At 43.7% G+C, this 15,909-nt stretch carries 16 protein-coding genes and 1 rRNA gene; 8 read left to right on the top strand and 9 right to left on the bottom strand.

Annotated elements, in window-relative coordinates; translation table 11 throughout:
- Positions 1-134: 134 nt before the first annotated feature.
- The 3 genes from T489_RS0103140 to T489_RS0103130 all read left to right on the top strand — a co-directional run bounded on the left by T489_RS0103140 (position 135) and on the right by T489_RS0103130 (position 3,171).
- On the top strand, positions 135-812 hold the full coding sequence (locus T489_RS0103140; protein ID WP_037318562.1) for a TIGR00153 family protein: 678 nt from the start codon (positions 135-137) through the stop codon (positions 810-812).
- A gap of 9 nt (positions 813-821) precedes the next feature.
- On the top strand, positions 822-2,093 hold the full coding sequence (locus T489_RS0103135) for an inorganic phosphate transporter (protein WP_031578589.1): 1,272 nt from the start codon (positions 822-824) through the stop codon (positions 2,091-2,093).
- Between the two features lie 232 nt (positions 2,094-2,325).
- Positions 2,326-3,171 (top strand): TIGR04211 family SH3 domain-containing protein, encoded by an 846-nt coding sequence (locus T489_RS0103130; RefSeq protein ID WP_031578588.1) that lies wholly within the window; start codon positions 2,326-2,328, stop codon positions 3,169-3,171.
- A gap of 93 nt (positions 3,172-3,264) precedes the next feature.
- Here the strand turns inward: T489_RS0103130 and T489_RS0103125 are convergent, their stop codons facing one another.
- Both T489_RS0103125 and T489_RS0103120 read right to left on the bottom strand, forming a co-directional pair.
- Positions 3,265-4,113, bottom strand: a complete 849-nt coding sequence (locus T489_RS0103125; RefSeq protein WP_031578587.1) for a general secretion pathway protein GspB — start codon at positions 4,111-4,113, stop codon at positions 3,265-3,267.
- Positions 4,114-4,115: 2 nt separating this feature from the next.
- Complete coding sequence (locus tag T489_RS0103120; protein WP_051621745.1) at positions 4,116-6,077, bottom strand: ExeA family protein; 1,962 nt, start codon at positions 6,075-6,077, stop codon at positions 4,116-4,118.
- 277 nt (positions 6,078-6,354) lie between these two features.
- Between T489_RS0103120 and T489_RS0103115 the strand changes: the two genes are divergently transcribed.
- Positions 6,355-7,602, top strand: coding sequence for a multifunctional CCA addition/repair protein (locus T489_RS0103115; protein WP_031578585.1), 1,248 nt, complete (start codon positions 6,355-6,357; stop codon positions 7,600-7,602).
- A gap of 95 nt (positions 7,603-7,697) precedes the next feature.
- Here the strand turns inward: T489_RS0103115 and T489_RS0103110 are convergent, their stop codons facing one another.
- From T489_RS0103110 to tsaD, 4 genes are all read right to left on the bottom strand, one after another.
- Positions 7,698-8,594: an undecaprenyl-diphosphate phosphatase gene (locus T489_RS0103110; protein WP_031578584.1), complete on the bottom strand. Its 897-nt coding sequence runs from the start codon at positions 8,592-8,594 to the stop codon at positions 7,698-7,700.
- A 155-nt stretch (positions 8,595-8,749) separates the two neighbouring features.
- Positions 8,750-9,256, bottom strand: a complete 507-nt coding sequence (gene folK, locus T489_RS0103100) for a 2-amino-4-hydroxy-6-hydroxymethyldihydropteridine diphosphokinase (RefSeq protein WP_031578583.1) — start codon at positions 9,254-9,256, stop codon at positions 8,750-8,752.
- Position 9,257: 1 nt separating this feature from the next.
- Positions 9,258-9,653: a dihydroneopterin aldolase gene (locus T489_RS0103095; RefSeq protein WP_031578582.1), complete on the bottom strand. Its 396-nt coding sequence runs from the start codon at positions 9,651-9,653 to the stop codon at positions 9,258-9,260.
- 121 nt (positions 9,654-9,774) lie between these two features.
- Positions 9,775-10,794 (bottom strand): tRNA (adenosine(37)-N6)-threonylcarbamoyltransferase complex transferase subunit TsaD, encoded by a 1,020-nt coding sequence (gene tsaD, locus T489_RS0103090; protein WP_031578581.1) that lies wholly within the window; start codon positions 10,792-10,794, stop codon positions 9,775-9,777.
- A 268-nt stretch (positions 10,795-11,062) separates the two neighbouring features.
- Here tsaD and T489_RS0103085 point away from each other — a divergent pair, with 268 nt between their 5' ends.
- Positions 11,063-11,932 carry a DUF5131 family protein gene (locus T489_RS0103085; protein ID WP_031578580.1) on the top strand — a complete coding sequence of 290 codons (870 nt, stop codon included), beginning with the start codon at positions 11,063-11,065 and terminating at the stop codon, positions 11,930-11,932.
- Positions 11,933-12,133: 201 nt separating this feature from the next.
- Here the strand turns inward: T489_RS0103085 and T489_RS14070 are convergent, their stop codons facing one another.
- Positions 12,134-12,931 (bottom strand): M48 metallopeptidase family protein, encoded by a 798-nt coding sequence (locus T489_RS14070; RefSeq protein WP_051621744.1) that lies wholly within the window; start codon positions 12,929-12,931, stop codon positions 12,134-12,136.
- A gap of 664 nt (positions 12,932-13,595) precedes the next feature.
- On the opposite strand from T489_RS14070, the gene rpsU reads away from it, so the two are divergent.
- From rpsU to T489_RS0103060, 3 genes are all read left to right on the top strand, one after another.
- Positions 13,596-13,811, top strand: coding sequence for a 30S ribosomal protein S21 (gene rpsU, locus T489_RS0103070; protein ID WP_031578577.1), 216 nt, complete (start codon positions 13,596-13,598; stop codon positions 13,809-13,811).
- Between the two features lie 40 nt (positions 13,812-13,851).
- On the top strand, positions 13,852-14,298 hold the full coding sequence (locus T489_RS0103065; protein ID WP_031578576.1) for a GatB/YqeY domain-containing protein: 447 nt from the start codon (positions 13,852-13,854) through the stop codon (positions 14,296-14,298).
- Positions 14,299-14,763: 465 nt separating this feature from the next.
- Complete coding sequence (locus tag T489_RS0103060) at positions 14,764-15,294, top strand: V4R domain-containing protein (RefSeq protein ID WP_031578575.1); 531 nt, start codon at positions 14,764-14,766, stop codon at positions 15,292-15,294.
- Positions 15,295-15,413: 119 nt separating this feature from the next.
- Here the strand turns inward: T489_RS0103060 and T489_RS0103055 are convergent, their stop codons facing one another.
- Together T489_RS0103055 and rrf are read right to left on the bottom strand one after the other, a co-directional pair.
- Entirely contained in the window at positions 15,414-15,647 is a 234-nt protein-coding gene (locus tag T489_RS0103055) for a hypothetical protein (protein ID WP_031578573.1), read from the bottom strand.
- A gap of 154 nt (positions 15,648-15,801) precedes the next feature.
- Positions 15,802-15,909 (bottom strand): 5S ribosomal RNA (rrf, locus tag T489_RS0103050); the annotation flags it as partial.

The raw sequence follows: 15,909 nt of genomic DNA, 5'->3' as shown, positions 1-15,909 counted from the left end.
AGGATGATTTTTTAAGTTTTTCTCTTCTTCCCGTCACGCCGGACGTACAGGATGGTAATAAATGATTTATTGATTATTTAGGCTCTTCAAAGTAAAATATGTATCACATTTCAATTAAATTAAGAGTAATCTTTATGCAAGTAAATTTTCTGAATCTTTTTGCTAAATCTCCTCTTAAACCTCTTTACGAACACATCAACAACATCTATGAATGCTGTTCCCACCTTCCTCCTTTTTTCGATGGTGTTTTCAATGATGACTGGGACAAGGCTTCCAGTGAGCAGCAGATGATCTGTCAGTTCGAAAGAGCAGCTGATGTAATCAAAAAGGACATTCGCATCAATCTTCCAAATTCACTTTTCATGCCTGTGGACAGAACCTATCTGCTCGAACTGGTAACTCAGGAAGATAAAATCGCCAATATTGCCCGAGACATCTCCGGTCTTATGCTGGGAAGACAGCTCACCATCCCTGCAGATATCAAGAAAGACTTCCTCACTTATCTGAACCGCAGCATCGAAGCTGTGGAGCTCACAAAAAAAGTTATCAATGAACTTGAAGATCTGCTTGAAAGCGGCTTCAGAGGCAAAGAGCTTTCACTTGTTCAGAGCATGGTTAAGGAAATAGACCTTATCGAGGACGACACCGATCACATGCAGATTAACCTCAGAAGACAGGTATTTATCAGGGAAAAGGATCTGAATCCTATCGATGCCATGTTTATCTACAAGATTCTTGAAAAAATCGGGGACCTTGCCGATCAGGCTTTAAGGGTGGGCTCCAGACTCGAACTGATGATCACCAAATCATAAGGATACATGATGGATTTTCTTCTGGCACACAGCTCCGTTATCATTTTCTTTGCGGGAGCTGTGGCATTCTTAATGGCCTGGGGTATCGGGGCTAATGACGTTTCCAATGCGATGGGAACGTCCGTAGGTACCAAAACACTTACCGTAAGAAACGCTATCATCATAGCGATTATTTTTGAATTTCTCGGTTCATACTTTGCAGGCGGAGAGGTTGTATCAACCATAAAGGACAGGGTTATAGACAGCTCTGCGAATATAGCGGCAGTGGATATGATTCTGGGTATGGTAAGCTCCATGCTGGCAGCAGGCATCTGGCTTGTTCTGGCTTCCTACTTCAGCTGGCCGGTATCAACAACACACTCAATCATCGGAGCCATTGTCGGTTTCGGCATAGTAAGCTCAGGACTTTCTGCAATTCACTGGGACATGTTCACCGGCATTGTGGGGTCCTGGATTATCACTCCGGTCATAGCAGGTATTCTGGCCTTCGTTCTGTTCCTGCACATTCAGAGATTCATTTTCTGGCGCTATCATCCTTTAAAGCATGCCAAGCGCTTTGCTCCGTATTACGTGTTTCTCACCATTCTTCTTATCAGTGTGGTTACCATTGAGAAAGGCTTAAAACACGTAAATCTCAATCTGACCACCGAAGAAAGCTGGGGCTTCGGTCTCATCATCGCTCTTGTAAGTGCGGTGATATCAGCCGTCATTCTCAGATACAAGAAGTTTGATAAGACCCTGGATGTCAAAAAGCATTACGCCAATGTGGAAAAGGTGTTTTCAATTCTCATGCTGATGACAGCATGCGCAATGGCCTTTGCACACGGTTCAAATGACGTGGCCAATGCCATCGGACCTCTGGCATCCGTTGCCACCATTCTTACCAACAACGGAGACATGTCCGCCAGTGCGGAAATGCCATGGTGGATACTTCCTTTAGGTGCCGTCGGCATGGTTGTCGGTCTCGGGACCTTCGGTTACAAGGTTATGAGCACCGTCGGTTCAGGCATTACGGCCCTGACCCCGAGCCGCGGCTTTGCCGCACAGCTTGCCACTGCAAGCACCGTGGTTATCGCTTCAGGAACCGGTCTGCCTATTTCCACCACTCAGACTCTCGTTGGAGCCATCATGGGGGTTGGTCTCGCCCGAGGTATAGCCGCCATCAACCTGACCATCGTACGTAACATCATAGTTTCCTGGGTGGTTACCCTTCCTGCCGGAGCGTTTTTCTCCATACTCTTCTACTATATCTTCAAGCTGATTCTGTTTTATGCAGGCTGATTGAGGACGTAATCAGAATAGAAGGCAGAAATCCCGCAGGTTGAAGTGACCCGCGGGATTTCTTTATGTTCCTCAGAACAATGAAAAAACAGCAGTTTTTTCAGGATTTACCGGTATTTTAAAAACACGTCTCCCCGGTGATAAATACACCATGTGTAGATTTTTTTCACATTTAGGGTAAAATAACAGGTACTTTAATTTTTTATGAAAAGACTATAAGCAAGGATAAAACATGCGTAAGTTTACTAAAGCATTTATCGGCAGCACCCTGTTGTCTTTATCTGTTGTATCAAATGCAGTTGCTCTTGAATTAACCGAAGTAAGTGCGGAACGTATTGAAAAACCGGAAGTAAAACAGGCTGAAAAGCAGACCGCCGCTCCGGTAAAAGCTGTAAAGACCGAAGCTCCTGAAGTTCGCAGGGAATCAGTTCCTCAGGCTGAATCAGCACAGGTATCAGGTAATGAAGAAAAGGCCAAACCTGCCGCGGCACCTGAAGCTGCTGCTGAGAAGACTCCTTCACGCAAGGTTTCTTACGTTGCTTATGTTTCTGACGAAAGCAGTGTCTGGGCAACCCGAGGTCCGGGCAAGCAGTATAAGCTTAGCGGTCAGATTAAAATCGGGGAAAGAGTTGAAGTTCTTTCAGAAAAGAATGATTACGTGGAAGTACGCACTCCGAAAGACACCATTGTATGGATTCCTAAGAGAGAAATTCAGCGAGAGGAAAGCAACCGTTACAAGGTATCCAAGCTGGAAGAAGAAAACAGCAGCTTAAAGTACAAGCTTGATAACATTGACAGTGAATCAATGAGAGAACTCAAAAAAGCCACTGAAGAACTCACCAGACTCAAAAAGGCCTATACCGAGCTGAAGCAGGTTCACGAGGAAATGGAAGTGAAGATGAAGGAAACAGCCGAAGAAAACGAGGAGCTTTCATCCAAACTGGAAACAAAGGATCAGGATATGCAGCTCAGATGGTGGAAACAGGGCGGACTCATTGCTCTTATCGGTGCCATCGTAGGTGTTATTCTTGTTTATCTCCCAAGACCTCGCCGTCGTAAAGATGACTATTATTACTAACAGGTTTCGCAGTTAACCAGGAGATGAAATCCAAACATCTTCCAGTTAATCCATTAAATAGAAAATGCACCTTCCGGTGCATTTTCTGTCAGATTACTGTCTGTAATCTTCCATTGCCCTGATGGAAAAGCTCTTGCCGTTCACCCTCATAATCACGTGATTTTCGGCTATTTTAAGAATCTCAAGATTCTTGTAGGTTCCACCTTCCTTAATAACGCTGCCGTTTAGGGTGATACTGCGTTTTGATGCATCGGTGGAATAGTTATGTGATGAATAGACAAACGGAGGAATGGCGTTTCTCAGATTCGATGTCAGCATGCTGATATCCGTGGCATCACGGGTGGCTGAATCATTTACGGAACTGTATGGGGAGGTATCCGGTATGCTGAAGTTGAGATCTCCGGTATTGGTTGAGTTGACGGCCTCGTCAAAAACCGCCTTCAGATCCTTTTTGACCACTCTGCGTTTTGCATCAGCGGAAGTACCGTTCTGACCGCTTTCTCCTCTCAGAGCCGCATTGATTTTTTCCGCATCGCTCTCAATACTCCTTTCACGCTGTTCTCTTGAGGTCTGCTGCTCATCACGTGAAAATACATATTCAGTCGGAGATGATTTGCCTGAAAGATGCTTAACGGTGAATTCATGAGGTTTTGATGGTTCAACATAAGGATAATTTGAACTGTCGTCAGGGGTTAAATCATGACGCATACCGGCAAGTTCTTTTTCAAAATTGCCTAAAAGAGCTTCCCTGCGTACCGCAAACTCATCGTCAATCCTTTTCTGTTCAAACAGATAATAACCTGTAAATGAGGCAATGCCGACAACCGTCAGCAGTGAGTAAAACAGGATACGCCCCTTTCTGATTCTGGCCGTTTCATAAGCATGGGCAGCGGCAATCTCAGGATTGTCCATGATTTTATCAGCATCAAAAAACAATGACATCTTTATTCATCTGCCTCCTGTTCAGCCCCGCTTTCAAGTAAATCACCTACGGTTATGGCTTCCGCTCCGGTATCGGAAGCATCTGTTTTTTCCCTGTCTCCGGGATCTTTCGTAATTTTCACAGTCGAAGAGCCGTCGGAGACGCTCTGTTCACTCATCACCGCATCATGAAACAATTTATCCTCGTCGTCAGTGTCCGTTACTTCAGGTGAAGTGTTTTCAGACTGTCCGGAACCGCCGTTGTAGCTGTCAACCATGGATCTGATGTTGGCCTCGTATTCGGCAGAAGCAATATATTCCTCATATAGCGGATGGTCGGTTTCCGTATAAGGAAGCAGAGCCCACAGGGTATCGATTCCGGCATAACCGTCAGCCTTGATTCCGAGAGACTGCTGTACCTTCTTCACTCGATTCGCCATGGTTTTGTCATATCCGTTAAAGGCATAGGTGTCGGTATCCTCATAACGGTTCAGCATTTCATAAAGCTTCATCTGCGCTTCACTTCCGCTTTTACGGCTGACTGTTTCCTCTCCGGCAGGAAGAGGCCATATCAGCCTGAAATCACCTTCCATGGACTCGTTGACGAAATCTCTTTTCACTATCCACTCGCGGTTGTTGATAAGCAGAGAGGCGTAATTGTCGTTGAGTTTCAGCAGCACGGCATGAAACGGTCTGAGTTTACCGTCCAGCATGGATATCACCGCCGGTACGTTGTATTTCTCAAGTTCCGTGAGACTGCCGTTTCCGGCAAAGCATCTGAATCCCGCATTTCTGATATAGGCACAGTCACTGTCAAAATTGCCGGAGGCATCGGCAAAACCCCATTCACGAAGGAGTTTTTTCCATGAATCCTCTTCAAAGGAGCTGTTCAGCACATCGGTACTGTAACGGGTCTGCTCTCTGATGATGCTTTCCTGCTCTGCCCTTCTGCCGTTGATGTCCCTTATGGCTTCCCTGTACCTGATGATTTCATCGTCAGCCTTGAGACGTCTTATGAGTTCAGTCTTAAGTTCGGCACCGTTGTGATGACACAGCAGATATCCGGCTCCGAGCCCGGCGGCAGCAGCCAGAATGACTCCGGCCGACAGACGGAACCAGTAATTCAGCAGCTGACCTGAAGCAAGATACTCCTTCACCGTACTGATAAAGCTTTTGGTTCCCATAACCTCATGAATGGCCTGAAGCATGTGCTTTCGCTCAATAAAATGAGAATTGTCCACATAGGCGGCAAGAAGAGCCCTGTCACAGCATACGTTTATAATACGCGGAATACCTCCGGAAATTCTGTAAAGCTCCCTGATGGCACCCTGAGTAAAAATCACCTGCAGACATCCTGCTGACTGCATACGGAATCTCACATAGGAATCAACCTCGTAAAGAGACAGCGGCAGAAGATGAAATCTTGCGGTTATACGCTGGGCAATCTGGCGCATGTGCACCTGCCTGAACTTGTCCTGAAGTTCCGGCTGTCCCACCAGAATCACCTGAAGCAGCTTGGTATTATCCGTCTCGACGTTGGTAAGCAGTCTAACCTGCTCTATCAGTTCATCGCTCAGATGCTGAGCCTCATCGATCATCAGAAGAGCCCTGCGTCCCTTTCTGTAGTTTTCAGTCAGAAAATCGCTGATGTTCTGAAGCAGCACTCTCTTTGATGAACCTTCGGCAAAAGGAATTCCGAATTCATGACATATGGTTTCCAGCAGTTCTATCAGAGACAGAGCGGGATTAAAAATTACCGCCAGTTCAAGCTCGTTTTCTTCCTGAATCTGCTGCATCATGGTTCGCAGAATAACTGTCTTTCCGGTACCGACCTCTCCGGTAAAAAGAATAAAGCCGCCACTCTCCTGAGTGCCGTGCTTAAGCATGGATAAGGCTTCACGATGGTGCCTGCTGAGATAGAAAAATTTTGGATTCGGTGAAATGCTGAAAGGTGCTTCACTCAAACCAAAAAACTTCTTGTACATAAATAACAGATCCCGTTACGAAAATTCTGAAACAACTCTTACAATAATATCATTTTAGACATGGTTAAACAAAAATAACCTCTGAATCACGTCAATTATAAGAAATAGACAGCATCATGGTCTGATAATTTCACGGATTGATCAGTCACCGGCAGATTTTTTCTCAGGAAACACTTGCCAAATTCCTGACATGACATATCATTTAATCATCAGTTGCTGAGCCATGACAATCAGTGAATTCAGCCATACTAAAACAGAAATTATCAGGAGACAAAACATGAAGATATATCTTGTCGGCGGTGCGGTAAGAGACCGTCTGCTGGGAATCCCCCAGAAGGACAGGGATTACTGCGTAACCGGAGCCACTCCTGAAGAAATGACGGCAAAAGGTTTTATCTGCGTGGGCCGGGACTTTCCGGTATTTCTGCATCCGAAAACCTCAGAAGAATATGCTCTTGCCCGAACCGAACGCAAGGAAGGCCACGGTTATACCGGATTCATCTGCAGTTTCAGTCCTGACGTCACCATAGAGGAAGACCTTCTGCGCAGGGATCTCACAATCAATGCCATAGCCGAAGACGATGAGGGCCGGCTTATCGATCCTTATAACGGACAGAAAGATCTGGAAAACCGCGTGCTGAGACATGTAAGCGATGCTTTTTCCGAAGATCCCCTAAGGGTTCTGCGTCTTGCAAGATTCTATTCCTGTTTTCATCATTTAGGTTTTTCGGTAGCTCCTGAAACAAAGGAACTCTGCCGCAGTCTTTCCGGGAGCGGAGAACTTAAATATCTCACGGCTGAAAGAGTATGGCAGGAAGTACATAAAGCACTTTCCGGGAGAACTCCTTCAGTATTTTTTGAATTCCTTGATGAAACAGGCGGACTGGAAATTCTTTTTCCGGAACTTTACGCTCTTAAGCGGGTAATGGAGAATCCTGAATATCATCCGGAAAAGGATGCTTTCAGTCATACCATGCTGACACTGAAAAGTATTTCCGGTCTCACAGCAAATCCCGTCACCAGATTTGCCATGCTTACCCATGATCTCGGGAAAATGATCGAATATGCTTCTGATAATCCGCAGGAACAGAAACACCGGATTGTCGGAGTCCCTCTGGTGGAAAAAATGTGTCAGCGTCTGAAGGTTCCTAAAAATTACCAGAAGCTTGCCGTGAACATATGCCGTTATCACTCTTATATGGCAATCTGCAGAAAGAATCCGGAATATCTGAACAGGCTGTTCATTGATACCGGTGCTTACAAGGACTCTGTACAGGCAGGTATTGTCGGTCAGTGTCTGAGAGCTGATTTTCACGGACGTTCAGGCTTTGAAAAGGAACCGTTTACCGCGGATTATTTTCTGAATTTCATTCTGGCCAGAGCTTCCAGAGTAAAAACGGCTGAGGTCATGGCTGACGGCTTTCAGGGAGCCGACATCACAAAGGAACTTAACAGAAGACGCATGGTTCTGATAGCCGAAGCTCAGACGCAGCTATCTGAAATGTATCCTGACACTATCTGTTAATAAAGACAGGAAAAATCATTCCCTTGTTCATAACAAACGATAATGCCGGACAGTATGACCTGTCCGGCATTATCATCAGTAACCGTCAGTAGTTATTATGACTGAGGCCAGAATACCCAGAAAAGGACAATTCCCAGAATTACGCGGTAGATTACGTATGGAAGAAGACCAACCCTGTTTATAAAATCAAGAAACAGCTTGATTACCAGATAAGCAACCACAAAAGAAATAACGGTTCCCAGACCAATTGACCAGAGATCCACGTTTTCATGATTGGCAATGATATCCTTTATTTTTATCAAAGCAGAAAGGATAATTACCGGAATTGACATCAGAAAACTGAATTCCGCAGCAGCCTTAGGGCTTAATTTCAGAAAATATCCCGCTGTCATGGTGATACCGGATCTGGATGTCCCGGGAATCAGGGCTATAGCCTGTGAGCATCCGATTAAAACTGCTCTGACCAGATTAATCTCCCTCGAAGCCGCAGCTCCGGTGATTTCAGATGAAAGAGCGGAAGTACCGTTGTCCTTCTCCTGACGTGATACTTCAGGAAGCGGATTTTTTTTCCAGAATCTGTCACTGTACACCTGAGCCGCCCACAGCAGCAGTCCGAATACGATGGTACTGCCGGCTATAACCAGAGGACTTCTCAGATAGGTTTCAACCAGATTCTTGCAGGCAAGACCGACAAGTCCGACAGGAACGGTGGCAACCATCACATAGAAAAGAAGTTCGGCCGCTCTGGTGAACGGACCTTTTCTGAAAGCGAACTTCATGCTGTCTTCAGTCATCAGCCACAGGCTTTTTCTGAAATATATGACAACGGCAAGAAGAGAACCGACATGAACGGCTATATCAAAGGCAATTCCCTGATCAGGCCAGTCACTGATGAACTTTGAAGGAAGAATAAGATGGGCGGAACTTGATACCGGAAGAAATTCAGTCAGGCCCTGAATAAGAGCCAATATTATTGTCTGCAGTGTGGTCACTTCATTAGTCCTAAGATTATTTTGTATTTACCTTTTTACCGCGGGCTAAAATATTCTTATGCTTCAAACCTCTGCGGCATATGTGTCTATAAAGTCTTTATCATCCGCACCGATGTTTTCCAAAGCGGAAAAAAACACCGGAACGGCAGTTAAATTCAATGGCCTATCAGGCTGAGATTCAGATCTTTTACCGGCCTCAGATTGTCGTATGACATGCCGGCGGCAAGCTCTGTAACACTTCTGTTTCCTCCGGGTGGCACGAGATGCGGCACGAGGGAAGCCAGCGGAACGGTTACAAAAGAATATTTGAATATATCTGTTCTCGGTAATTCAGGATATTCGCTGATTACATCACCGTAAAGAAGAATATCTATATCCAGACATCTGATTGACAGTCTGTTTCCGTACTGATCATACCAGTCTCCCCTGCCCATTTCCTTTTCGGTATTCTTGGTAAAAGCTAGGAGCGCATCAAGAGAAAGGCCGGTGTTACCGACAATCACGGCATTGTAATAATCAGGTCCTTTGGCATGAAGCGGAACAGTTTCGTAAACATCTGAGCAGGATATGTCTGTCAGCACTTTCTGAAGTTTCAGCATGGCATGAGTCATGGAAACCTGACGATACAGATTTGAACCTAAAGCAAGAGCTACTCTTGTCATTTTAAATATCCCGTTTAAACATTCTGGTCATTCTGATGCCGACACTGTCAACATTCTTTAAAATATCCGGTTTTAAGACTTCCAGAGTTATACCGTGCAGACTTTCTGCAAATCTCTCCTTAAGAGCTTTAATCAAACGGTTTCCCAGAAATTCAACTGTTTCAGCTCTGCAGGACACGGATTCGCTGACAATAATATCTGCCACTTCAGCATAGTTGACGGTATGAGCTATATCATCACTTTCAGAGACACGGTCAAAACAGGTATAGAGTTCGGCATTAACGATGACTCTCTGCTCTTTTACCCGTTCCTCGGGAAGCAGTCCTATGATACAGGAAAATACGAGACCGTTGATAATTACGGTGTCATGTTCTTTTAGATTTGTTATGCTCTGCATCTTTTGTTTTACCTGATTGTCTGTTGATTACCTGATTATGAATTTTTAAACCTTTACCTTGTCTGCAATAACACCTGCCGTACGATAATCCTGTACTGATTCATGCATGTATGCCGGGAAATTACAGATAACTGTCGTTCAGGGTATCAAGAGGCCAGCGTGGGGTAACCTTGATTTCAAGTCCGGATCTGGCTCCCTGTTTAAAACGGAACATACCGGCATAGGCAATCATGGCGCCGTTGTCGGTACAGAAGGAAATACGAGGATAAAAAACCTCTCCCTTTAAATTCTGCATCATCTTTTCCATTTCGGAACGAAGCGTTCTGTTTGCACTTACACCTCCGGCAATAACCAGTCTCCTGTAGCCTGTCTGCTTCAGAGCCTTTTTCACCTTTATCTTGAGAATATCAACAACGGCATCCTCAAAGGCTCTTGCTATATCCGCCCTGTCCTGTTCACAGGTATTGTGTTCGGCAATGGTATTGGCGGCAAAGGTCTTCAGACCTGAGAATGAAAAATCAAGGTTCGGACTGTTGTACATAGGTCTAGGGAATACAAATCTGTCCTTTACGCCTTTCTGAGCCAGAGCTGAGAGCAGCGGACCGCCGGGATAGGCTATTCCAAGAAGTTTGGCAGTCTTGTCAAATGCTTCGCCGGCCGCATCATCAACGGACTGACCGATAATTCTGTACTGTCCGGGAGCCGCAACATCGATAATCATGGTATGGCCGCCTGAAACCAGAAGAGCAAGAAACGGAAACTCCGGCTTATTTTCCTCAAGCATAGGAGCAAGCATGTGACCTTCCATATGATTAACCGGAACTGCAGGTTTGTTCCATGCATAGGCAATGGTTCTGGCAACCGTGGCGCCAACCATGAGAGCCCCTATAAGTCCCGGACCGGCGGTATAGGCTACGGCATCAATATCGTCTTTGGTACAGTCCGCTTCCTTAAGTGCGGCCTTTACCAGTCTGATAGCCATTCTGATATGGTCTCTGCTTGCAAGTTCAGGAACTACACCGCCGTATTCCGCGTGAAGCTTTATCTGGCTGTATAACTGATTGCAGAGTAACCCCTTTTCATCATCGTAAATAGCTACTCCCGTTTCATCACAGGAGCTTTCAATACCTAAAACCTTCATTTGACCAAAGTCTCCGCTTGTAATTGGAATTTGTGAGTGAATTATACAGGATTAACGTTGTCAGCGCGATATGATTAAAGAATTAAAAAGATTTATTCACCAAATTCCGTAATTACCGTATAACGATAATTTTACTGTTATGGTTAAGAGTTTAACGACATAGTATAATTTACTGGCAGGTTTTCATTTTTAAGCAGCTTCTATTCAATTCTGCTCTAACTTACCCATGTCAGCATAACCTGTAAACTGACTTTTCAGAGAAACACGCATGCATGATATTTGGAATCCGTGGCACGGCTGTCGCAAATGCAGCGAAGGCTGCCTTAACTGCTATATGTTCTTTCTGGACAGAATGAGAAACCAGAACGGAGCTGATATTTACTGCACCGGTGCAGGTTTCAGATATCCGCTGTCCAAAGATCGCAACGGCAGATTCAAGGTTCAGAGCGGAGAAATGCTCAGAGTATGCATGACCTCCGACTTCTTTCTGGAGGAAGCGGATCAGTGGAGGCCGGAGGCCTGGAAAATCATCCGCCAGAGACCGGACGTAAAATTCTATCTTCTGACCAAACGCCCTCAGCGTGTGGCTGACTGTCTGCCTCCGGACTGGGGGGACGGCTGGGAAAACGTGTTTTTCAATGTCAGCTGTGAAAATCAGAAAAGAACTGACGAACGCATCCCTTTCCTTCTCGATCTTCCATTCAGACACAAGGGAATCATGTGTGCACCTTTCATCGGTCCGGTAACCATTGAAAAATATCTGCAGTACAACCAGATTGAACAGGTTCTGTGTGACGGCGAGAATTACGCCAACAGTCGTCCCTGCCATTATGAATGGGTGAAAAATCTCAGTGATGAATGCCGCAGACACAATGTTACCTTCATATTCTGCGGTACAGGCAGATTCTTTGTTAAGGACGGCAGAACCTACACCATTGAAGGGAATATACTCCAGACTGAACAGGCTTATCTGTCAGGATTGAGTTTTCAGGGGAAAGAAATGGAATTCAGGCTGTTCGACAATCTTGGATGTCCAATCCCGGAGAAAGAACTGTATAAACCACAATACAGGGAAAGATGCGGTAAATGCAGCATGAGAATGGCATGCAACGGATGCAGCAACTGCGGTAAATGCTGATGCCTGAATTTTTTTATCAGCAGGTGATTTTTCTGAAAAATCCGTTTCTTTCCATCCTGACATTCCAGATGATAACAGTTAACTTTAATCTTTTTACGAGCGTTCCTCCCGCTGAATCCGTTTACAGCAATCATTATAATTATGCGCAACAACATAACCTGACGAAGTACCGGGGGATTCATTTAAAATTCCGTACAATTATCATTCTGCTCTTCTTTTCCATTTTTCATTACATTCAGGTGACATACATAAAACATTATCTTTTGTTGAAGCGAGAATTTTTGAACCGAAACCATAGGTTATAAAATTTCTCTTCCGAAGCTCATCCATTATGACAAAAAGGTGAGCATACCCTGCCCGCATGAGTATTCTTGATTTCTTATAGTCCGGACAGAACCTTGCAACAAGCGCCCAGAACCTTGATGAATGATTCATTTCAAACAGATGACAGAGCTCATGAATCACCAGATATCTGCGACAGGACTGAGGAAGAAGAGCGCTCAGGCAGTTAAAACTTAACGCTCCATCAGAAGAACAGCTACCCCATCGTGATTTCATCAGCTTGACTGCAACGGAATTAAGTTCTTTTTTCAATCCCATAACCCTATGGTAATAGACGCATAAATCCACCATTTCCTCAATGGTCTCACGCGCAAGTTTACGGAGCCATGCGTCAGAGGGACAATGCTCCATGATAAAATCATTTATCAGCTGTTCCGTTTTATTGCGTTTTTCTGAAGCAAGCCTGAATTTTCGGCGTGATTTTTCATAAACATCGGTAAAAAATTCGGAATACCTGTCAACCAGTGCCTGAGGTTTCTTAAGGTAGAAACACATGGACACCGGCAGAATTACCGTCGGACTCATGCTTTCGTCAAATCTTAGACCGAAAGACAGCTTCCTGCGGGGATTAACCACAAATCTGCCGTTCGTATGAACGGAATCTCCTTTTGACTCCCTGATTACCAGAGTAACCTCGCATGACTTCAACTGTTTCATAAAATTTTTACCGCAATGAACTACACGTTTGCCTGAATACAGATAAAAACACCGTGATTATAACCCAGCATACGAATAAACGTAATTCAGACCTTAAAATAAGGTTACAGGCATCTGAGAAGATAAAACAGAAACGAGCTTCTGTCATCTGAATGACACCTTATAAGGAAATACACAGCATATGACAGTCCGAAGACATTTTATCCACAGATATACACACAAGAGAAAAAAAGAGGAAACATTCCCCCTGTCAGGTAAAAAATACAGTCAGATTATTTATCCACGGGCACCGGAATAGACAGACGATACAGACAAAAGAAAAAATGGTTGGCCGGAACAGCTGTTTTCAGACGTTTATTCACAGCTATATTTCTGAACAGAGTTCTTAATAACTTTTCCGCAAAACAGATGATAAAAAACGATAAAAAACGTTCTCCGTGCCCCACCATGGATAAAAGTACAGAAAATAAGCAAAATTTTACCGTTTTTCCTTCGCCAAAGAACAAAAATCTGTTTACTTTATCCCCCGAAAGTATTAAAATTCGCACAATTGTTTGACCTGTTTCTGCACGCAAGTGCAAAGGCGGGCAGGCGTTATCAGATGAGTCTTTCTTATATCACGTGGGAAGCTCATTATTTTTTTTATTATCGAGGTGAGAGGCACATGCCAATTATTAAAGTACGTGAAAATGAACCATTTGACGTAGCATTACGTCGTTTCAAGCGTTCTTGCGAAAAGGCAGGAATTTTAGCAGACGTTCGCAGCCGTGAATTTTACGAAAAGCCAACTACTGTTCGTAAGCGCGCTAAGGCTTCTGCAGTTAAGCGTCAGGCTAAGAAGCTTGCACGTGAAAATGCACGTCACAACCGTTTATACTAATTTTTTGTTTTAACCATAACTTTTTAGGTCGAAGAGAATTATGTCCTTACGTGAAGATTTAAATGTTCGTATTAAGGAATCAATGCTGGCAAAGAACAAGGAACGCACCAGTGCGTTGCGTTTATTGCTCTCTGAGATAAAAAAAGTAGAAGTTGACCAGCGAATCACACTTGATGACAGTCAGATTATTGCCATCGTTACCAAGATGGTTAAGCAGCGTGAAGAATCAGCTGCTCAGTATGAAGCTGCCGGACGTGAAGAACTGGCTCAGGGTGAAAAATTTGAAATAAGTGTATTACAGGAATTTTTACCTGCACAGATGTCTGAAGCTGAAGTGGATGAACTTATTGCCAAGGCTTTAAGTGAAACCGGCGCATCAGGCATGAAGGACATGTCTAAGGTAATGAGCTTTGTTAAGCCTCTTGCTACCGGCAGAACAGATATGGGAAGCCTCAGCAAAAAAATCAAAGACGCCTTAAACAAGTAAATTCCGGGTTGCACAAATGGTGGAAAAGGGACTAATTTATTAGTCCTTTTTTTTATTTCCAAAAATTTCTTATAATCAGCTCAAAATACAGAGACCGACAATACCCATCAGAGGTCGTCGTTCCTGCCTGTACTTATACTGTATAAATAAGATTCAACAAAATCAGATTTTATAGCAAAAACAGACATCATAACATCAAAAGTTCGTTAACATAGTTCAATATAAATCAGGATAAATATCACAATTATTAAACTGACAGTCTGATATAGATAGATATATGTCGAAAAAAACAGCAAAATCAGATAACGAACTCACCAATAATATTTAAAATAACTTATAGATGGTTACAGCAAGGCTGCCTGAAACAACCATACAATAAATCATAAAACATATCATAAACATTTAAAATCAACCAACTAGTATAACGGGCAGTCGATAAGCAATAATTAAGATAAGGATAAATCAATGGTGAATATATTTGGTTCGCTATCAGAAAAGAAATACTCCTGGGATAAGCTTGGCAATATTGAAGAAGGAAGGCCTGACCTTGGTGATTCACTGCCTGTCGAAGTATACAGACAGCTTGAGTTCTCATTAATGGAAGTACTTCAAAAGAGATACGGCGCTGAAACAGCAAATGAAATCTTTAAAGAAGCCGGCGCAATAGCTGGAGTGGAGTTCACAAAGCATCACCTTAATACCAATGCAAGCTTCAAGGATTTCATGACAGACCTCTATAAGATTCTGTATAAAATGAAAATAGGCATTCTCAACGTTGAACACGTAGACAGTGAATTCAATGAGATAATACTCACTCTGGCAGATGATCTGGACTGCAGCGGTCTGCCTCCTACCAACGAAATGATATGCGACTATGATGAAGGATTTCTTGAAGGAATTCTGGAACAGTACACTGGAGAAAGATACGAGGTGACGGAAATAAACTGCTGGGCCAACGGAGACCGCATATGCAGATTCCGCTGCAAGAAACTTTAACAGAACACGAATGAAACTCAAAATCCTGACTGCAGAATTAGGTTATATTCACAGTCAGGATTTTTTATACTTGTATTCCCCAAACTCGGGGAAACGAATTCCAAAGCCTCTCCGTTCGCTTAGAACAGATTGTGAAGTAATTGAGACAGGGTTTTCCAGAAACCGCCCAGGAACAGAGCCAGCACGATTGAAATCCAGTAGAATCTGTATTTATTTGCAAAATAACATATTACAGGAGCAAGAATCAGAAGCAGGCTTGCGCCAAGAAACTTGCCTGACATAATTACACCGACAACAAAAAGAATACAGGTAATGATAAAACCAATCCATCCAAGAATTGCATAAGCTTTCATTTTAATCCTCAATAATATATTAATGAATATAAAGACAGAGAAGATTCTATGCTTAAACAGCTCTCCGGTAAACAATAGATTGTCAGAATATTGAATCAGGCGGTAAAAAACATAAACGAAAAAAGGGAGCTATCAGCTCCCTTCTTCAATAAATACCTGGCGATGATCTACTCTCACATAGCGAATGCTACACTACCATCGACGTAACTGCTTTTCACTTCTGTGTTCGGAATGGGAACAGGTGGTTCAACAGCACTATCTT

Origin of the sequence: Ruminobacter sp. RM87, from assembly GCF_000701925.1 — a bacterium.
GTDB classification, from domain to species: domain Bacteria; phylum Pseudomonadota; class Gammaproteobacteria; order Enterobacterales; family Succinivibrionaceae; genus Ruminobacter; species Ruminobacter amylophilus.
This window is presented reverse-complemented; position numbering and strand designations above follow the sequence as displayed.